General features: G+C 51.7%; 14 protein-coding genes and 1 tRNA gene. 8 read left to right on the plus strand and 7 right to left on the minus strand.

The window, feature by feature from the left end; translation table 11 throughout:
• Positions 1–14 precede the first annotated feature (14 nt).
• Positions 15–1,292 carry a lytic murein transglycosylase gene (locus tag LDL70_RS00120; protein WP_225685772.1) on the plus strand — a complete coding sequence of 426 codons (1,278 nt, stop codon included), beginning with the start codon at positions 15–17 and terminating at the stop codon, positions 1,290–1,292.
• Here the strand turns inward: LDL70_RS00120 and LDL70_RS00125 are convergent.
• The gene (locus LDL70_RS00125; RefSeq protein ID WP_225685781.1) at positions 1,276–2,163 is read right to left on the minus strand and encodes a LysR substrate-binding domain-containing protein; all 888 of its coding nucleotides are present in this window, start codon (positions 2,161–2,163) and stop codon (positions 1,276–1,278) included. The two genes, LDL70_RS00120 and LDL70_RS00125, sit on opposite strands and share 17 nt — an antisense overlap.
• 105 nt (positions 2,164–2,268) lie before the next feature.
• On the opposite strand from LDL70_RS00125, the gene LDL70_RS00130 reads away from it, so the two are divergent.
• Positions 2,269–3,285: a YeiH family protein gene (locus LDL70_RS00130; RefSeq protein ID WP_225685783.1), complete on the plus strand. Its 1,017-nt coding sequence runs from the start codon at positions 2,269–2,271 to the stop codon at positions 3,283–3,285.
• A gap of 141 nt (positions 3,286–3,426) precedes the next feature.
• Here the strand turns inward: LDL70_RS00130 and LDL70_RS00135 are convergent, their stop codons facing one another.
• The 4 genes from LDL70_RS00135 to aroA all read right to left on the minus strand — a co-directional run bounded on the left by LDL70_RS00135 (position 3,427) and on the right by aroA (position 8,322).
• On the minus strand, positions 3,427–4,170 hold the full coding sequence (locus tag LDL70_RS00135; protein ID WP_225685785.1) for a glycoside hydrolase family 108 protein: 744 nt from the start codon (positions 4,168–4,170) through the stop codon (positions 3,427–3,429).
• Positions 4,171–4,445: 275 nt separating this feature from the next.
• The gene (rpsA, locus tag LDL70_RS00140; protein WP_022710244.1) at positions 4,446–6,146 is read right to left on the minus strand and encodes a 30S ribosomal protein S1; all 1,701 of its coding nucleotides are present in this window, start codon (positions 6,144–6,146) and stop codon (positions 4,446–4,448) included.
• Between the two features lie 176 nt (positions 6,147–6,322).
• Entirely contained in the window at positions 6,323–6,964 is a 642-nt protein-coding gene (gene cmk / locus LDL70_RS00145; RefSeq protein ID WP_225685794.1) for a (d)CMP kinase, read from the minus strand.
• A 5-nt stretch (positions 6,965–6,969) separates the two neighbouring features.
• Entirely contained in the window at positions 6,970–8,322 is a 1,353-nt protein-coding gene (aroA, locus tag LDL70_RS00150; RefSeq protein WP_225685796.1) for a 3-phosphoshikimate 1-carboxyvinyltransferase, read from the minus strand.
• Between the two features lie 349 nt (positions 8,323–8,671).
• Between aroA and LDL70_RS00155 the strand changes: the two genes are divergently transcribed.
• On the plus strand, positions 8,672–9,064 hold the full coding sequence (locus LDL70_RS00155) for a TIGR02300 family protein (protein ID WP_028233465.1): 393 nt from the start codon (positions 8,672–8,674) through the stop codon (positions 9,062–9,064).
• Between the two features lie 265 nt (positions 9,065–9,329).
• Positions 9,330–9,405 (plus strand) — tRNA-Ala (locus LDL70_RS00160).
• A 154-nt stretch (positions 9,406–9,559) separates the two neighbouring features.
• On the opposite strand, the gene LDL70_RS00165 is transcribed toward LDL70_RS00160, so the two are convergent.
• Positions 9,560–9,772, minus strand: a complete 213-nt coding sequence (locus LDL70_RS00165) for a hypothetical protein (protein WP_028233464.1) — start codon at positions 9,770–9,772, stop codon at positions 9,560–9,562.
• A gap of 151 nt (positions 9,773–9,923) precedes the next feature.
• On the opposite strand from LDL70_RS00165, the gene LDL70_RS00170 reads away from it, so the two are divergent.
• Positions 9,924–11,189 carry an NAD(P)/FAD-dependent oxidoreductase gene (locus LDL70_RS00170; protein WP_225685798.1) on the plus strand — a complete coding sequence of 422 codons (1,266 nt, stop codon included), beginning with the start codon at positions 9,924–9,926 and terminating at the stop codon, positions 11,187–11,189.
• A 44-nt stretch (positions 11,190–11,233) separates the two neighbouring features.
• Here LDL70_RS00170 and LDL70_RS00175 read toward each other — a convergent pair whose 3' ends face one another.
• On the minus strand, positions 11,234–12,895 hold the full coding sequence (locus tag LDL70_RS00175; RefSeq protein ID WP_022710238.1) for an FMN-binding glutamate synthase family protein: 1,662 nt from the start codon (positions 12,893–12,895) through the stop codon (positions 11,234–11,236).
• Between the two features lie 520 nt (positions 12,896–13,415).
• Here LDL70_RS00175 and LDL70_RS00180 point away from each other — a divergent pair.
• The 3 genes from LDL70_RS00180 to cyoA all read left to right on the plus strand — a co-directional run bounded on the left by LDL70_RS00180 (position 13,416) and on the right by cyoA (position 19,051).
• Positions 13,416–16,676, plus strand: coding sequence for a DNA translocase FtsK (locus LDL70_RS00180; protein ID WP_225685800.1), 3,261 nt, complete (start codon positions 13,416–13,418; stop codon positions 16,674–16,676).
• A gap of 281 nt (positions 16,677–16,957) precedes the next feature.
• A complete protein-coding gene (locus LDL70_RS00185) occupies positions 16,958–17,176 on the plus strand; it encodes a hypothetical protein (protein WP_022710234.1) in 219 nt (72 codons plus the stop codon).
• Between the two features lie 930 nt (positions 17,177–18,106).
• A complete protein-coding gene (gene cyoA, locus LDL70_RS00190) occupies positions 18,107–19,051 on the plus strand; it encodes a ubiquinol oxidase subunit II (protein ID WP_022710232.1) in 945 nt (314 codons plus the stop codon).
• Positions 19,052–19,122 lie beyond the last annotated feature (71 nt).

Consider the following 19,122-nt stretch of genomic DNA (forward strand, 5'->3'; position numbering starts at 1 on the left):
TAACAGGAGCAGCCATGCAGAAGACTTTCCTCCGTCAGGCTTTGGTGGCGCTCAGCCTGTTTGGTGCAGCCGTACCTCTCACCACGACAATGGCACAGGCTCAGACGTACTCTGCCGCACTCCAATCCAAAACCAATGCAGCTTTTCAGCAATGGCTGGAGAATGATCTGTGGCCGCAGGCGCAACAGCGCGGCATCAGCCGTAATGTGTTCAATCAGTCTTTATCCGGCGTGCAGCTGAACTGGAAACTGCCTGATCTGGTACCGCCCGGCACCAAGCCGCAAACACCAAAACAGCAGACACAGTCTGAGTTCGGCTCTCCGGCCAATTATTTCCGCAAGGGCACAGTTGATTCCGTTGTCAGTAATGGCAAGGCGAAGCTCAATGCCCATAAGAGCCTGCTGGCGAAAATCGAGCGTGATTTCGGCGTGCCTGCCGGTATTGTTGTCGCTGTCTGGGGACGTGAATCAGCCTTCGGCTCGGTAAAAATTCCTTACAACGGTTTTGAAGTGCTTGCGACCAAAGCCTTTATGGCAACCCGCAAGGATATGTTCCGTGCGGAATTACTGGCAGCGCTCGAAATTGTGCAGAAGGGCTATATGGATAGTGCACATCTGAAAAGCTCTTGGGCGGGTGCGCTCGGTCAGCCGCAATTCATGCCGACCTCTTACTTAAAACATGCCGTCGATTATGACGGTGACGGACGGCGCGATATCTGGAACTCCGTGCCGGACACACTGGCTTCTATTGCGGCCTATTTGCAGCATTTCGGCTGGCAGAAAGGCCGCGACTGGGGCTTTGAGGTCAATGTACCGCAAAATGTCTCCTGCTCACTGGAAGGGCCGGATCAGGGTAAGAGCTTCAAAGACTGGTCGGCACTGGGTGTCACTCGTGTGAATGGCAAGGCGTTTCCGTCACAGGAGATGGGGCAGGAGGGCTTTCTGCTGATGCCTGCCGGTCGTCACGGGCCTGCATTTATTGTGACGCAGAATTTCTACGTGCTGAAAAACTATAATATGAGCGATCTCTATGCGCTGTTCATCGGTCATGTCTCTGACCGGATGAGCTATGGTGTCGGTGATTTTCAGCAAGGGTGGGGTGCTGTCGGTGGACTTTATCGCTCCGATGTCGCTGATATGCAGAAACGTCTGCAAAAGCAGGGCTATGATGTCGGCAAGCCGGATGGTCTGGCCGGATTTAAAACCCGTCGCTCTATCGGTGTCTGGCAGGCAAAGAACGGCCAGCCTGCCACCTGTTTTCCTGATAAGGCGCTGGTCAAGGCAATCCGCTGATAATCATCTTATATAGCGCTTTAAAGGCATGGCTCTGGTAGCGCTCGCGGTGGTTCAGAAGCCAGAATTGCCGTGGTGGCAGCGTAAATGGCACTTGTTTCAATGTGCCTGCTGCCAGATGCGGGCGGGCTGCTAGGGCGGACAACACAGTAGCGTAATTGCCTGCTGTCAGTGCGGAGCAGATCGCCTCGTTGGACGGCAGTTCCAGCGCCAGCGGTAAATCCGCCGGATCGCAGCCTTGCTCGCGCAAGTAAGTTTCAAAGACGGCGCGGGTGCCCGAGCCTTGTTCGCGCAAAATCCAGAAGCTTTCGCTCAGTTGTTCTGCCGGTAAAGTTTCAAGCTGTGCCCACGGATGTGCGGGATTGACGACTGTAATCAGTTCGTCATAGGCAACCGGTTCTTTATGCAGCAGCGCGTCATCAGTCTCTGCTTCAATAAATCCCGCATCTGCCAGTCCCTCCCGTAAAGCTTCAACCACCTGCTCGCTATTGCCGATGGAGAGCTTCAGTTCAATCTGCGGATAGGCGGTATGAAACCGTGCCAGCAGTGGCGGCAGCCAGTAGCTGGCCGTAGTCTGGCTGGCATAAATATGCAGGCTGCCACGCTGCAGGCCGGTAATTTCGGTTAGTGTCAATTCGGCAGCCTGCGCACGGGCAAGCACGGCCTCGGCCTCATGCAGAAAAATACGCCCCGTTTCATTCAGCTCAATACGTCTGCCGATACGGTTGAAGAGTTGTGTCGCATAGCGTTCTTCCAGCGTTTTAATTGCAGCGCTGACCGCTGATGGTGTCAGATGCAGGCTTTCGGCCGCTCGGGTCAGGTGCTGCTGACGGGCGACTTCCGCAAATATCCGTAATTGTTCAAGAGTCATGGCGCTCAATCATTCGATTTTACTGAATGAAATATACCATATTTTCAAATGGAATGAATGGTTGAAATAAGCGATAGAATTGGAAAAATTATCGGAATAGCAGTCATGCCACACAAGCTTCGTTCTAATTTCTCCCGCATTTTACCCGGATTTATGCTCTGCCTTCTGGTCAGTATCGCAGCCTATGCTCTGGAATATATCGAGGCGCACTATTTCGGGCGGGCATGGCTGGAATCAATCGTGCTGGCTATTCTGATAGGCGCCGCAGTGCGTTCACTGTTCAGCCTTTCCGGCCGGTATCATGCAGGCATCCAGTTCTCATCCAAGATGGTTCTGGAAATTGCGATTGTGCTGCTCGGCGCATCCATCAGTGCGGAAGCGGTGATGCAGGCGGGGCCTGCTTTGATCGGTGGTATTGCCGGCGTTGTGATGCTGTCGATTGGTATCAGCTATTCAATCGGCCGGATGATGCGCCTGTCGCATCGCATGGCTGTGCTGGTGGCTTGCGGTAATTCTATCTGCGGTAACTCGGCAATCGCTGCCACAGCGCCGGTGATCGGTGCAAATAGTGATGATGTGGCCTCGTCCATTGCCTTTACAGCTGTGCTGGGTGTTGTCGTTGTTTTGTGTCTGCCTTTGCTGGTGCCGCTGCTGAATATGTCTGCCGCGCAATATGGTATTCTGGCAGGCCTGACAGTCTATGCGGTGCCGCAGGTCTTGGCTGCAACAGCCCCTGTGGCCGCATTGAGTGTGCAGATCGGTACATTGGTCAAGCTGGTGCGTGTGCTGATGCTGGGGCCGGTTATTGTGACAATCGGTGTAATCGGTGCGAAGTCAGGTGGTGCCCGTCCGAAGCTGTCGCAGATGGTGCCATGGTTTATTCTCGGCTTTCTCGGAATGATGGCGCTGCGCAGCCTGTCTCTGATCCCGCAAGCGGTGCTGCCTCCTCTGCATGAAGCAAGTACAGCACTGACAGTGATTGCTATGGCCGGTCTGGGATTGGGCGTGGATGTGCGTACGGTGATGAAGGCCGGTGGTCGCGTCACACTGACCGCTGTCTTCTCCCTGCTGGCTTTGGGAGCAATCAGCCTGTCACTGATTGCTCTGCTGGGCGTGGCCTGATTTTTGCATCAAATTCTTAAACGCATATTGCCCGCCCGCTTTTAAACGGGCGGGCAACAGAGCATTTCCGGTTTATCTTGAATCATTGGAAATGCTCTATTTCTTCTCTCGCATATCTTCTCCGAAGCCGATTCCCACTTTTCAGTTCTTTCTGCGGCTGAGGAAATGCCACAGAACAGCAATGGTCAGAACAACCAGAATAACCGCGACAGCAATCTGAACGGGGCCATTGCCGGAGGCCATAGCGGTGATGCCGGTGACTGCACCGCTGAGCGGTGCCAGCGTTTCTGGTTTCTTGAGGATTGGCGGGATTGAAATTTTTGTTTCCCGCGGCTGATTTGGTTTTGTTTTTTTAGACTGGCCGGAAGCCTCATTGGCCAGAGCAAGGGAACGGTTGCGTACGCGTTTGACGCGGGCTGTCCAGCCTTTGCCAAAAGTTTTGAAGGCAGAGAGTGTTTGCAGCCAGTTCTGCCGCAGGTCACAGAGATTATTGATGACAGAGGCAGGGTCGCGAAGATTGAGTGCGCTGAGTGTCTGATCGCCGATAATCCCGTCCTGAGAGGTTCCGGCAATTTTCTGCAGAGCTTTTGCGGCACGGGCAGGGCCGGAATTGATGGCAAAATCAAATACTGCATAGTCAATACCGGCGGGCAGTACATCGCCGGCGATTTTATCCCAATAATTTTTCTTATAAATGTCGGCTGCTGTCTTCTGACTGAGATTGCGGATATCGGCAGCAGATGCCTTTGTTCCCATCCATGCGGATAAGGTAGCCAGAGTGATCCCCATATTGGTGTGGCCACCCGGATCTGCCGGATGATTAACATATCCTCCTTCTTCTTCGAAGACATATGGCAAGACGTTTAAAAATGTCCCTTTTGCCATGGTGTTTCCTTTCGTTGAAATTTATTTTTAAAAATCAATGTATAAAATATAAAAATACTGCAGTACGATAAGTATATTAACTCAATTTAAAACGCGTGTGAAATTGTTTATTTAAAGTATAAAATAATTTTCATTTGTTGTTATTTTAATATTGCTGTTTTGTATTTGTATTGTTGTAATAAGAAAATCCCCCGCCGGATTGCTCCGGCGGGGGATTTTCAACTCTGGAATGAAACAGAACTCAGATCACAAGGACAAGTCCTGCTTAATCCATATTAGTTGTTTTCGGACTTCTTCATTGCTGCTGCAAGAATGTCGCCGAGCGATGCGCCGCTGTCTGCGGAACCGTACTGAGCAACTGCTTCTTTTTCTTCAGCAATTTCGAGAGCCTTGATGGAAACCTGCAGCTTGCGGGTTTTCTTGTCGAAGGAGATAACGCGTGCGTCAACTTTCTGGCCAACGGAGAAACGCTCTGGGCGCTGCTCGTCACGGTCACGGGACAGATCCGAACGCTTGATGAAGCTTTCGATGTCGTGGTCAACCAGTTTAACTTCGATGCCGCCATCGGTGATGCCGGTTACTTCACAGGAAACAACTGCGTTTTTGCGCAGGTCGCCGGAAGAAGCTGCTTCACCAACGCTGTCGCCGGTCAGCTGCTTGATGCCGAGGGAGATGCGTTCTTTTTCGATGTCTACATCGAGAACGACTGCCTTAACAACGTCACCTTTGTTGAACTCTTCGATAACCTGTTCGCCCGGACGGTTCCAGTCGAGATCCGACAGGTGAACCATGCCGTCTACATCGCCGTCGAGACCAATGAACAGGCCGAATTCGGTCTTGTTCTTGACTTCGCCTTCAACAACGCTGTTGGCTGGGTATTTCTGAGCAAAGGTTGTCCATGGATTGTCGAGGGTCTGCTTGAGACCGAGCGAAATACGGCGCTTGACCGGATCCACTTCGAGCACAACAACTTCGACTTCCTGAGAGGTCGACAGGATTTTGCCCGGGTGTACGTTCTTCTTTGTCCAGGACATTTCGGAAACGTGGATCAGACCTTCGATACCTGGTTCGATTTCAACAAATGCACCGTAATCGGTGATGTTGGTTACGTTACCGGTGATCTTTTTGCCGATCGGATATTTCGCACCGATGCCATCCCAAGGATCATTTTCCAGCTGCTTCATGCCCAGGGAAATACGATGTGTATCCTGGTTGATGCGGATGATCTGAACCTTAACCTGCTGGCCGATGGTCAGGATTTCGGAAGGATGGTTTACACGGCGCCATGCCATGTCGGTAACGTGCAGCAGGCCGTCGATGCCGCCGAGGTCAACGAACGCACCGTAATCGGTGATGTTTTTAACAACGCCGTCAACAACCTGACCTTCTTCAAGGTTCTGAACGATTTCAGAACGCTGTTCCGCACGGGATTCTTCCAGAACGGTACGGCGGGACACAACGATGTTGCCGCGACGCTTGTCCATTTTCAGGATTTCAAACGGCTGCGGGTTGTGCATCAGAGGGGTCACGTCGCGGATCGGACGAATGTCAACCTGTGAACGTGGCAGGAACGCAACGGCACCATCGAGATCAACGGTGAAACCACCCTTAACCTGATTGAAGATAACGCCATCAACGCGCTCACCTTTGCCGAATTTCTCTTCGAGGCGAACCCAGCTTTCTTCGCGGCGAGCTTTTTCGCGCGACAGAACAGCTTCGCCAAGCGCGTTTTCGATACGCTCAACGTAAACTTCTACTTCGTCGCCCGGCTTCATCGAGCCGTCTTTGCCCTTAGCGCCGAATTCCTTCAGCGGCACGCGGCCTTCAACTTTGAGACCTGCATCGATGATTGCCATGTCTTTTTCGATGGCAACAATACGGCCCTTAACAACATAACCTTCTGCAAGGTCATTATTGGCGAAGGACTCAGCCAGCAGAGCTTCAAAATCTTCGCGTGTCGGGTTAAAATCTGACATGTAGACTCCTGATGTATCCGTGAAATTCACGCGATACGGCGCCGGGGGTTGGTGTTTCGAGAAAGTCTGAAGACAAGCCGTTCTTAAAAAGAACAATCCGGCGCATGGCCTGAAAACAGACAATTTTTATATAAAAGACGCACAATTCGACGATTTTTCTGAAATTCAGACCAATGTCAGGTGCGCAATGCAGCATCTATCAGCTTTTTAGCCTCTAGAAATGCCGCTTCTATATCCATTTTACTGGTATCGATCAAGTGCGCATCGCTTGCAGGTTTTAAAGGCGAAGCAGAGCGGTTCATGTCGCGCTCATCACGGCGCTTCAGATCGTCCAGAACTTCATTATAATCCGCATCCGCGTTTTTTGCACGCATTTCATTAAAACGGCGCTCTGCACGCACTTCCGCTGAAGCGGTGATATAGAGTTTCACCGGTGCATCAGGGCAGACAACCGTGCCGATATCGCGGCCGTCCAGCACAGTGCCGGGCAGGTTTTCTGCGAATTTGCGCTGCGCTTCCACAAGGGCATGACGCACTTCCGGCATGACGGCCACTTTCGAGGCTGCTTCCCCGATCTCATGGGCGGACAGCACAGTGCGATCCAGCCCTTTGAGATCGAGTTTCTGTGCAGCGCGCGCAGCAATGGCCTCATCATCGAGCGGTAAGCCCTGATCAATCAGGGCTTTAGCAACTGCACGATAGGTGAGGCCGGTATCCAGATGATGAAAACCGTAATGCGTGGCAAGATTGCGGGCCAGCGTCCCTTTTCCGGAAGCTGCAGGCCCGTCAATGGCGATGATAAAAGCTTTATCCTGCATTGCGGTTATTTGGCTCCGGCCATGCTGATATCTGCACCCAAACCACGCATCAGATCCATGAATTCAGGGAAGCTGGTTGCGATCATTGTGGCATCATCAACGGTTACCGGTTTTTGAGAGGCCAGACCAAGCACAAGGAAACTCATGGCAATACGGTGATCGAGATGGGTGGCAACAGTGCCGCCGCCAAAACCCTTGCCGGACGGATTGCCGCGAACGCTCAGGCTCATCTCACCTTCTGTGCAGTCCACGCCATTGGCTTCAAGACCACGGGCAACCGCTGCAAGGCGATCTGATTCTTTGACACGCAATTCATCCAGACCATCCATAATGGTTTCACCTTCCGCAAATGCGGCGGCAATAGCCAGAACCGGATATTCGTCGATCATGGACGGTGCACGTTCAACCGGCACAGTGATGCCGGTGAGTTTTGACGAACGCACACGCAGGTCAGCCACATCTTCACCGCCTGCAAGGCGCGGATCGAGAATGTCGATCTGGGCACCCATTTCCTGCAAAGTGGTAATCAGGCCGGTACGGGTCGGGTTCATCAGCACATTGCGGATGATGATATCCGAACCTTCGGTAATCAGCGCAGCAACCAGCGGGAAAGCGGTTGAGGACGGATCGCCCGGCACATCAATGATCTGACCGGTGAGCTTGCTCTGACCGGTGATATGGATATGACGGACGCCGTCCTTGTCAGTTTCAACGCTCAAATCCGCGCCGAAGCCTTGCAGCATCTTTTCCGTGTGGTCACGGGTCATGATCGGTTCAATAACCGTGGTCACACCCGGCGTGTTGAGACCGGCCAGCAGAACTGCCGACTTCACCTGAGCCGAGGCCATTGGTACACGGTAACGGATCGGATTGGCTGTACGGGGGCCGCGTAATGTCAGCGGCAGACGGTCGCCTTCAGCGGCTTCAACCTGTACGCCCATTTCACGCAGCGGATTGAGCACACGTGCCATCGGACGCGAGGTGAGGGATGCATCGCCCAGAAATGAAGTTTTCATATCATAGGTGCCGACCAGTCCCATGGTCAGGCGTACACCGGTACCGGCATTGCCGAAATCCAGTGGGGTTTCTGATTCCAGCAGGCAGCCATTGCCGGTGCCGTTGATGATCCAGATATCGCCTTCCTTGCGGATTTGTGCGCCCATGGCCTGCATGGCTTTGCCGGTGGCCAGAATATCTTCACCTTCCAGCAGGCCGGAAATGCGGGTTTCACCCGATGCAAGGCCGCCGAACATGAAAGAACGGTGAGAAATCGATTTATCGCCCGGAATACGGATATCGCCCTTCAGGTCACGTGAGCGACGGGAGGTTGCGGGTTTGGAAACTTGAGAGTGAGACATAATATTACAGTCAGTTTATGCTGCCGTTTTTTAAGCTTTAAGCGCGTTTCAGACAGCGCGGTCAATCGAGGTGGCAAAGGTCTAGCATAGGTTTAACCGCAGGTCATCCTGCAAACTGAGTGGAATTTATGCGGGCGGAAGCCTGTGCGGCATTGTGCGGAAAAAGCGGCGTATTTTCGCCACGAAATACCGCAAAGCAGCATGATTCAGCAAAACATGTGTCTTTAGCTTTGACAAAGGCATCGAAATCCGTTTATGCACCAAAAAACACCGAAAAGGCTTTCCGGTTTTATCTCTTGTTTCAGGAGATGTGCGGATGCCGCAGCCGGCACAACTTATGAGGCTTGACGTGGCAAAATCTGAACTTGGCACAAAACGTATCGATCCGGAAACGGGCAAGAAATTTTATGATCTGAATAAGGACCCGATTGTTTCTCCTTATACAGGCAAATCCTATCCGCTGTCTTATTTCGAAACCAGCGTTGATACCCGCGTGGAAGAAGAAGAGACAGAAACCGAAGAACTGGATACAGCACTGGATGCACCGGAATTCGTATCTCTGGAAGATGCGGATGATGAAGCAAAAGGCGACGACATTCCTGATCTGGATGATGACGATGATGTGGATCTCGGCGATGACGATGATCCGTTCCTGACCACAGATGACGAAGACGAAGACGATGATGATATGTCCGGTCTTCTCGGCGGTGGCGGCGGTGTTGGCGACGACGACGAAAGCTGATCGCCGGTCATTCCGAACCTGAATTGCAAATGCCCTGCACTGACACCAGTGCAGGGCATTTTGCTTTTTAGTGCCTTTGCACTGCGGAAATGATGTTTTGCTGCGGGATTTGCAAATAATTTGAATAACTTTGAAAGAGTTTGATTTTTGCTCTTGATCTTCCGTAAAAGGCAATTTATGTAGCCGTCACGAACAGATCACAATCTGCTTCGCACCACCGGAACCGACACTCAGGTCGGCATGTTTCAAAAACATGATCGGGAATGGGGCCATAGCTCAGCTGGGAGAGCGCTTGCATGGCATGCAAGAGGTCAGCGGTTCGATCCCGCTTGGCTCCACCAAAAAATCACAAAACATTTTATTCTATAAAACAATGTCTTGAAAAAGATGCTCTGTTTGATTCTCCATATTCCGATCAAGGGTTTTGCCTTGTCTGAAAGGGAACCAACTGGCTGTCAGTCACATGAAAACCTTCTGATTAAGCTCAGAGCTTCATCAGAAGTTCAGGTTCTTTGAGATTTGCCATTCATTGTCGGCGTTCAGTTCTACGCGCTTGTTGCCCCGGTAGAAGATCGGGTTTCCGGTTTTCTTGTCCATTGAAAAGCGGGTAGGGGCAAGCCTGTCGTCTTCGTAGCCGGTTGTCGCCAAGGCGAGTGCTTCTTTGAATTTACCGTCTTTGCATAGATTCTTAAAAAGGCTCAAATTCATTGGTTTGCTTTCATCCATCCTTGTTGCTCAGACTTGCTTTTAGGAACTTCCTGCTCATTAAGCTATGCCTTAGGCACGGTTAATGCAGCATAATGGCAAAATAGGTGGTATGTTTTCAGCCGAACAGATCTCATGCAGAACGGGATGCGTTATGAAAAAGAAGCTTGTGGTTATTGGTGCGGGTTTTGCAGGCCTGCAGGTCGTTCACGGGCTGAATAATGCTGATATTGACATTACTTTGGTGGATCGCCGCAACCATCATCTTTTCCAGCCTTTGCTCTATCAGGTTGCAACCACCGTGCTTGCAACATCTGAAATAGCATGGCCGATCCGGCATCTTTTCCGTGATCGCCCGGAAGTGACAACTTTGCTTGATGAGGTTGTCGGTATTGACCGTGTTCATAAAACAGTGCGCCTGCGTAACAGTGCTGAATTGCCTTATGACATACTGGTTCTGGCAACGGGTGCACGCCACGCCTATTTCGGTAAAGATAAATGGGAAGCCTTTGCGCCGGGTCTGAAAACACTGGAAGATGCAACGACAATTCGCAGGCGCATGTTGCTGGCTTTTGAGCAGGCGGAACTGGAGACAGATCCGGCCAAGAGGGAAGCATTGCTGACATTCGCTGTGATCGGTGCGGGGCCGACAGGTGTTGAGATGGCCGGTATGATTGCAGAACTTGCCCATCACACGCTGCCGCGCGAGTTTCGCCGTATTGATACACGTCAGGCGAAAGTTCTGCTGGTTGAGGCCGGAGCGCGTGTTTTACCGAGCTTCAGCGAAGATCTATCCGGTTATGTCCGCAATGCACTGACAAAGCTCGGTGTCACCGTTCGTACCGGTGTGCCGGTCACAGCCTGTGATGAGAGCGGTATCACAATCGGTGAGGAGCCGATTGCCTGCCGCACAATCGTCTGGGCGGCCGGTGTGCAGGCATCGCCTGCGGCGCAATGGCTTGGAGCAGAATCGGATCGTGCGGGCAGGGTGGTAGTCACTAAGGATTTGCGGCTTGCGGATGATCCGTCAATTTTTGTGATCGGTGATACGGCCTCGGTCAAATGGGGGGAGGATCAATCCGTGCCCGGCATTGCTCCCGCTGCCAAACAACAGGGCAGCTTTGTTGCAAAATGCATTCGTGCCATGCTGAAAGGCGCACCTGTGCCTGAAGCTTTTACATATCGTCATCAGGGTAATCTGGCGACAATCGGCCGAAAAGTTGCAGTTATCGAATTCGGAAAATTCAAGCTGAAAGGCATTCTGGCGTGGTGGATATGGGGGCTTGCCCATATCTATTTTCTGATCGGAACGCGTTCACGACTTGCAGTCGCGTGGAGTTGGCTCTGGATTTATCTGAGCGGATTACAAAGCGCCCGTCTCATCACGCAAAAAGAAACCATGCGTGATCCTGATACCTGACGTTACGGTATAAAAAATCCCGCCGTTTGGCGGGATTTTTAATATCAGGCAGCGATTTTGCGGCGCATAAACGGTCCATGCGGGATTTCCGGCGGCGCAAAAGTTTCAGCAGAAGCGCGATCCCAACGGCTGTACCAGTCGGAAAGCTCTTCAATCTCAGGGCCGGAGACCAGAAAGCCGTTTGGCAGATACGGATAGACTTCATTGCCGTCGAGGAATTCATTGTCCTTTTGACGGAACATGAAATGATAAGGCATGAAGTCACGCGGATCGCTGAGACCAGCCGCACCGGCAAGCTCACCCAGAGCATGCATCGTATTGCGGTGGAAACGTGCAACACGGTTGCTCTTGTCACCGACATCGATCGCACGCTGACGTAACGGATCCTGCGTGGCAATCCCGACAGGGCAGGTATTGGTGTGACAGGACTGTGCCTGAATGCAGCCGACAGCAAACATGAAGCCGCGTGCCGAGTTACACCAGTCTGCGCCCAGAGCAAAAGTACGGGCAATATCAAAGGCAGAGACGATTTTACCGGCCGCACCGATTTTGATCTCGTGGCGGATACCGGCACCGCGCAGCGTATTATGCACAAAGGTCAGACCTTCAAGCATCGGCATGCCAACGCGATTGGCAAATTCCAGCGGAGCCGCACCGGTGCCGCCTTCTTTACCGTCCACCACGATGAAATCAGGATAAATACCGGTTTTCAGCATGGCCTTGACCATCGACATGAATTCACGGCGGTGACCGATACACAGTTTGAAGCCCACAGGCTTACCGCCGGAGAGTTCACGCAGCTGGCCGATAAATTTCATCATGCCGATCGGCGTGGAGAACGTATTATGGGCAGGCGGTGAGATGCAATCCTTGCCCATCGGAATGCCGCGTGCTTCGGCAATCTCCGGTGAGATTTTCTTGGCTGGCAGCATACCGCCATGACCGGGTTTTGCGCCCTGACTGATTTTCAGCTCGATCATTTTGACCTGAGGATCAGCGGCCTGAACGGCAAATTTCTCCGGTGAGAATGTGCCGTCATCATTACGGCAGCCAAAATAGCCGGACGCAACCTGATAAATCAGATCGCCGCCGCCTTCGCGGTGGTAACGGCTGATACTGCCTTCGCCGGTATCATGGGCAAAACCACCAATTTTCGCGCCTTTGTTCAAAGCAAGAATGGCATTGGCGGAAAGCGCGCCGAAGCTCATGGCCGAAATATTATACAGGCTGGCATCATAAGGCTGTTTGCAGGCAGAGCCGCCGATACGGACACGGAAATCCGTATCCTTAATCACCATAGGAACAGCAGAATGGGTCAGCCATGCATAGCCGGAACTATAGACATTTTCGATCGTACCGAACGGACGTTTGTCCTCAACGCCTTTGGCGCGCTGATAAACCAGACCGCGGATTTCGCGGCTGAACGGTTCTTCATCGCGGTCGCCTTCAATAATATACTGGCGCAGTTCCGGACGGATACTTTCGAGAATAAAGCGCATATGCCCGATGATCGGATAATTGCGCAGAATTGCGTGTTTGGACTGAAAAATATCATAGACGCCCAGCCCAAGCAGTGAGCTTGAGACGGCAGTGATGATAAGGAGCCATTCGCTGTAAAAGACTGCCCCGATAAAAGAGGCAATGGTCAGGAGCGCAACACAAGTGAGAACTGCATAACGCTGATAAGAGAGCATGATTGTCACCATCTTTATATGAGCCTGAACGGGGCGCTCTTCACGGGAAAGAGTCGGTTGCCCGACCGGTTGGCGTCTCCTTAGCTCACCCGTTCAGCGATTGCGAGAGGGATTATTGCTTTGATGTGCAGGGATTTGAGGGAAAATTTGAGCAATTCATTGTGATTAAGCAGAAAACAGCTCTGTTTTCTGCTTAGCACCGTTCTTTACGGAGTATTTTCTCCCATAATCGGCTGCCGTGAGAAGCTGCAAATTATACCGGCCGGCTCATAATGCCTGACTGCTGCGCCTTTGCTTGTGGTTTAAGCGTGTGAAGGCAGTGCAGAAATATTGTTGCGCATCGAAATCCTGCGTTACTCATCCACTATATATTTGAAAATATTTTATAAATTTAACATTTCACGCAAGGGAGACGGCTGATTTTCGTCTTTTTCGGCCGATCACAAATGCGATTTGGAAGGAACTTATTAACCTTCATTTTTTATTACTTTGTGGACAGAACTCAGTAGCGTATTTTTGGTTTTTCAGGTCCATGCGTATTCCCCGATCCAATTTCTCCATTGCAACGACTGACCGCTTTGCGGTTTCCGCTGACATGCGTGAACCGGTATCCCAGCCGCAGGAAATACAGAGGCCGGAACAATCTGCTTCTGGCGCTCCTGCACCCGTATCACAGCCGCAAGCGGAACATGTCGTTACAGAATCAGAGGTGGCGGAAATAATCTCCGTTGCCCCTCTCAGCTATGCTCCGGCGGTTGTGACAGAAGTCGCACCGGCAGCATCGACTGCCGCCCCTGTGCCCGTTACCCCGTCATACCCGCTTAGGAGTAAGCAGATGAGCAACAATTTTGCGGTTAAGCATTGGATGGATCAGGACAGATCCGCAAAGGCAGAAGAACAGACTGCTGTCGCGCAGCCTGCTGCGCAGGAACCTGTTGCAGCAGCTGTGCCTGCCGCGCCGCAGGCCGTATCTGCTCCTGTGCATCCGAAACCGGCCAATCCGACGATGACCGTGCCTAATCCGCATGTGGCCTATCAGGGCTTGTCTGTACGTGAGCAATTCGGCTCCGGCGAAAAGGTCTGGAAAAATGCTTTTGCTTTGGCCGAGAATGTGCGTTTTACCCGCACACCTGAAAATGAATTGCAGCGTTTGCGTGCCAAGCTGATTGAAGAATTCGGTGCGGAAGAAGAAGTGCAGCCATCTGCCCCTGTGCAGAAAGAAGCGGTCGTAACACCTGTTATGCAGACTGCCGCCGCCGCTCCTGTGACTGCCCAGCCTGTTCGTACTGCGCCGGTTTTGCGCGGGCCTTCAAGCATGATTGTTGCTGCGCGTTTGCGCCTGCCAGCCGTTCCGGTTGCGCCGCATGTTGAGGCGGCGACACCTCTGGCCGGTACCGTGCCGACACCGGTGGTCTCAATCGTGCCGGAAGCCGAAGTGGTCAATGCTGTGGTTTCGCATCTGCCTGAGCCGCAGCAGCCTGTGCTTGCTGAACCTGTTGCTCCGGTTACTGAGACAGAGCAGGGCGGTTTGCAGCTGAGCCATCTGTCTGATTTTGCCTTCTGGGAATTTGCCGGATTGCCGGAAATTGCCCCTGCTGCGGAAGCTGTTGTTGAGACAGTGACAGAACCGGCAGAAATGCCTGTACCTGTAGCCGTGATGCCTGTCGCGGAAGCAGCACCCGTTGCGGAAGAAAAATCAATTCTGAGCATGTTCCGTACCGTTGAATGGCGGCCGGCGCATGAAGAAGCACAGATTGCTGAAACCGTAGCGGAAACTGTTGTGGAAACCGCAGTTGAGATGGAAGCTGAAACACCGGCACCGGTTGCGGAAGCCGTGGCTGAGCTTGCAGAAACTGTTGCTGTTGCGGCGGAGCCTGCACAGACTGTCAGCAATCCGTTCCTGCCATCCTTTAGTTTTGGCCTGTCCGGTTATCAGATGCCGGTCTATTCAATTGCCACACAGGCATTGAATATGCAGCCGCCGCTGAATGCAGTGTCCGTACCGGTAGCAGAAGAAGCTGTGGCCGTTGCTGCCGAGCCGCTTGCAGAAATGCCAGCCGAAATAGTTGCTGAAGCAGTTGCTGAAACTGTGGTGGAAGATTGTGATCTGGTGCAGGAAACTGTGGCGGAACAGGAAGAAGCACCTGTCGCACCAACTGTTGCACCGGTAACATTCGCTGCCGCTCCTGCGCCACGCAATCCGTCGGCCTCGATCAACTTGTCGATTTTCTCGCCGACCGCGATTGAAACCGGAACTGTAATGTCCGGTGAAGGTTATGAATATCCGCCTCGTGCTTTGTTGCAGGAGCCTGTTTATAAAGACGGTGCGATTATTTCGCAGGAAATGCTGGAACGCAGCGCTGGTTTGCTGGAAAGCATTCTGGAAGATTTCGGTGTGCGTGGTGAAATCATCCATGTGCGTCCGGGGCCTGTGGTCACCCTCTATGAATTTGAACCGGCACCGGGTGTTAAATCCTCCCGCGTAATTGGTCTGGCTGATGATATTGCCCGCTCCATGTCGGCACTCTCTGCCCGTGTTGCAGTGGTTCCGGGGCGTAATGTGATCGGTATTGAATTGCCGAATTCGATCCGCGAAACCGTGTATTTCCGCGAGCTGATTGAATCGCCTGCTTTCGAGCGCACCAATTGCCGTTTGGCGCTCTGCCTTGGCAAAACCATCGGCGGTGAGCCTGTAATTGCCGAGCTTGCAAAGATGCCGCATCTGCTGGTTGCCGGTACAACCGGTTCCGGTAAGTCGGTGGCAATCAACACCATGATCCTGTCGTTGCTCTACCGTCTGAAGCCGGAAGAATGCCGCTTGATCATGATCGATCCGAAAATGCTGGAACTGTCGATCTATGACGGTATTCCGCATCTGCTCACTCCTGTCGTAACCGATCCGAAAAAGGCCGTCGTGGCACTGAAATGGACCGTGCGCGAAATGGAAGAGCGCTATCGCAAGATGTCGCGTCTCGGCGTGCGTAATATTGACGGCTATAATGCCCGTGCAGCTGCAGCGCGTGAAAAAGGTGAGACTGTTACCTGTACCGTTCAGGCAGGTTTTGACAAGGCGACCGGTGAAATCCTGTATGAAGAACAGGAAATGGATCTGACGCCAATGCCTTACATCGTCGTTATTGTCGATGAAATGGCCGATCTGATGATGGTTGCCGGTAAGGAAATCGAAGGTGCGATCCAGCGTCTGGCGCAGATGGCGCGTGCGGCCGGTATTCACCTGATCATGGCGACACAGCGACCTTCTGTTGATGTGATCACCGGCACGATCAAGGCGAATTTCCCGACCCGTATTTCCTTCCAGGTCACGTCGAAGATCGACAGCCGTACCATTCTCGGTGAGCAGGGTGCTGAGCAACTGCTTGGTCAGGGCGATATGCTGCATATGGCCGGTGGCGGTCGTATTGTCCGCGTCCATGGTCCGTTCGTATCGGATGAGGAAGTCGAAAAGGTCGTCAATCACCTGAAAGAACAGGGGCGTCCTGATTATCTGGCAACCGTAACTGCTGATGAAGAAGACACGGAAGCAGTTGAAGATGACAGTGCGGTCTTTGACAAGAGCGATATGGCATCCGATGACGGTGATGATCTCTACGAAAAGGCTGTCAAAGTGGTGCTGCGGGATAAGAAATGCTCGACATCCTATATCCAGCGCCGCCTGTCGATCGGTTATAACCGTGCCGCATCTCTGGTGGAGCGTATGGAGCAGGAAGGTCTTGTCGGCGCTGCCAATCACGTCGGTAAGCGCGAGATCATCGGCCAGAATGACGGTATGTAATCCGTTAAACTGATCTGCTGTCTTTCAGCAAATAGAAATATCAATACTGCCCGCCGGAAAATATACCGGCGGGCAGTTTTTGTTTTTAAGCTATTAGATATATGTAAGTTATAATTTTATAATGTAATGCAGGTCGTTTTTATTGCGCAGAAATATCATTCTGCGGAGATCTTGTTAAAAAATGACAGTTATTTGCTGTTGTTAAATGTGCCATCTTCACGTCATATTAACCATATGGGTGCATAAAGGGGAGGAGAACCCTGAGATGCGTGAGGTGGGGTATGCAGCGCTACAGATTTGATCAGAAAACCATAGTCGTACAGGCGATTGTCGAAATGATTAAGCGTGGTGTGCCTGCTTCCGAGATGGATATTTATCTCAGCCGCATGGGGCCTGTTGATCTCGATATGCTGCAGCAATGTATGGATGAGGTTTATGCCTATATTGCGCAGGAAGAGGAAAGAGAACAGGAGCTGTATCAGGATCGCGCCGTAGCATAATCCGGCTGTCAGGCTGTGCTTATGCCGGAGCAGTAGGATGCAAAAGCAAGATAGATGACACAAAGATAACGTAAATCTGTCATGCTCTTGAAATAATCGGGGCCTATACATAAATAAAGTTTAAGAAATTCGCCTGACTATTGACCACGGATGTACTGGCATTGGTTGAGGCGTTTCATGGAAGGTCGGGACATCCCGGCCTTTTTCATTTTCTAAAGCTTCTTTGCCTGAAGCGATTGATGTCCGGATTGCATCATAGCGCTCACTCTGTCTCCTTGTTTTTACGCATGTCGTTATCGGAAAACCGGTACCCGTTTTTCTGCGGCATGTTCTGGATTCTTTATTTGGTCGCATTATCACTGCCGTCAAGTTGAACCGACTTGACTAAGTTCAGGGTGTCAAGCTGAGCCCGCCTGACTGTGAAATGCTTTGGACCTTTGCAGCTGTTTCCTGATTTCCCTGTTTCATGTGCCGTCTTATGCCTGCCGGATAGTTTTTGCTCCGGACGCGGAAACGTGACCGAGATTCATCTTGCTGTTAGATGCTTTCCTGCTTATAGAAACCGCAAAAGTTCTGGATGCCGGAGTGAATCGGTCTGATATGCCCGTCAATTATGGGTTCAGACATTCGATATTCCGGTCTGATGGGAGCAGCTTTTATCTTTTTTGAGAGATGAAATTGCTCCGGCCGGGTTTTCTGAAATATGTGCGTATAGGCGCCGGTGTTGAAATACGGCGCTTTTTTGTTTATGAATTTCAGAATTTACCGAAACTACTGTATGTTCTTCTTAGTCTGAAACAATGTCAGATAAGAAATAATACAGCATTTCAAAGCAGTTAAGATGTTTTTGAGCTTATTCATGAGCCTGAAATATCTTGGTGAATGTTGATATGTGGCCTGTCCCGGGCGCATTCAAGACGGAAAAATTAAATGAAACACAGATTATTCCGGTCGGCAGGTATCGGTGCGGTTCTGATGCTGACGGCTATACTGGCAGGGTGTCAGCAGGTTGTGCTGTTTCCTAAAGGCGAAGTCGGCATTAAAGAACGCGACCTGATTGTTTTCGCGACAGTCATCATGTCGCTGATTGTTGTGCCGGTCATTATCGCGACCTTGTATTTCGCGAATAAATATCGCGCCAACAAAGATAATGAATATCTGCCGGACTGGCATCACTCAAACAAGATTGAAGCCGCTGTCTGGATTATTCCGTGCATCGTCATTCTCATTCTTGGTTATGTGACCTGGATTAAGACCCATGAGCTGGATCCGTACCGCCCGCTGGAACATGCGGCAAAGCCGGTTCAGGTTGAAGTTGTGGCTATGAACTGGAAATGGCTGTTCATCTATCCGGAGCAGGGGATTGCCTCGGTGAACGAACTGGTCGTACCGGTTGATCGTCCGCTGAACTTCCGTATCACTTCCGGTCACACGATGAACTCCTTCTTCATTCCGGCTCTGGGCGGTCAGGTTTATGCAATGCCTGGCATGCAGACCAAGCTGCACCTCATCGGCAATGAAATCGGTGCTTATGAAGGTATCTCCGCGAACTATAGCGGTGACGGTTTTGCGCAGATGCGTTTCACAACCCATGTGAAAAACGAAGCCGACTTTGAAAAATGGGTTTCCGAAGTCCGCACCTCTGACAAAGCACTGAACCGTGCCGGTTATATCGAGCTGGATCAGCCGACAGAGAAGCATCCGGTTACACATTATGCCTCAACTGAGCCTGGTCTGTTCAGTGCTGTTATCGGTCGTTGTGTGGATGGCAAGACCCCGTGTGTCAGCCATGGCGGCGGCAGCGTACAGAAGCTTTCACCATTCATCACATCCTCTGTGAAAAAAGAATCGCCTGCGGAACCTGCGTCTAACTGACGGGATTTCGTGACTTTAGGCAGGCAGACCATTGGCAGATTATGGCCAATGGTTTTGCCATTAAAAGTGTA

The sequence above is a fragment of the Pseudochrobactrum sp. XF203 genome, from assembly GCF_020341615.1.
GTDB classification, from domain to species: domain Bacteria; phylum Pseudomonadota; class Alphaproteobacteria; order Rhizobiales; family Rhizobiaceae; genus Pseudochrobactrum; species Pseudochrobactrum saccharolyticum.

Bases quoted from the DNA above. Each gene is read 5' to 3' on its own strand.
- LDL70_RS00120 (WP_225685772.1), top strand. From the start codon at position 15: ATGCAGAAGACTTTCCTCCGTCAGGCTTTGGTGGCGCTCAGCCTGTTT.
- LDL70_RS00125 (WP_225685781.1), bottom strand. From the start codon at position 2,163: ATGACTCTTGAACAATTACGGATATTTGCGGAAGTCGCCCGTCAGCAG.
- LDL70_RS00130 (WP_225685783.1), top strand. From the start codon at position 2,269: ATGCCACACAAGCTTCGTTCTAATTTCTCCCGCATTTTACCCGGATTT.
- LDL70_RS00135 (WP_225685785.1), bottom strand. From the start codon at position 4,170: ATGGCAAAAGGGACATTTTTAAACGTCTTGCCATATGTCTTCGAAGAA.
- rpsA (WP_022710244.1), bottom strand. From the start codon at position 6,146: ATGTCAGATTTTAACCCGACACGCGAAGATTTTGAAGCTCTGCTGGCT.
- cmk (WP_225685794.1), bottom strand. From the start codon at position 6,964: ATGCAGGATAAAGCTTTTATCATCGCCATTGACGGGCCTGCAGCTTCC.
- aroA (WP_225685796.1), bottom strand. From the start codon at position 8,322: ATGTCTCACTCTCAAGTTTCCAAACCCGCAACCTCCCGTCGCTCACGT.
- LDL70_RS00165 (WP_028233464.1), bottom strand. From the start codon at position 9,772: ATGAATTTGAGCCTTTTTAAGAATCTATGCAAAGACGGTAAATTCAAA.
- LDL70_RS00170 (WP_225685798.1), top strand. From the start codon at position 9,924: ATGAAAAAGAAGCTTGTGGTTATTGGTGCGGGTTTTGCAGGCCTGCAG.
- LDL70_RS00175 (WP_022710238.1), bottom strand. From the start codon at position 12,895: ATGGTGACAATCATGCTCTCTTATCAGCGTTATGCAGTTCTCACTTGT.
- LDL70_RS00180 (WP_225685800.1), top strand. From the start codon at position 13,416: ATGCGTATTCCCCGATCCAATTTCTCCATTGCAACGACTGACCGCTTT.
- LDL70_RS00185 (WP_022710234.1), top strand. From the start codon at position 16,958: ATGCAGCGCTACAGATTTGATCAGAAAACCATAGTCGTACAGGCGATT.
- cyoA (WP_022710232.1), top strand. From the start codon at position 18,107: ATGAAACACAGATTATTCCGGTCGGCAGGTATCGGTGCGGTTCTGATG.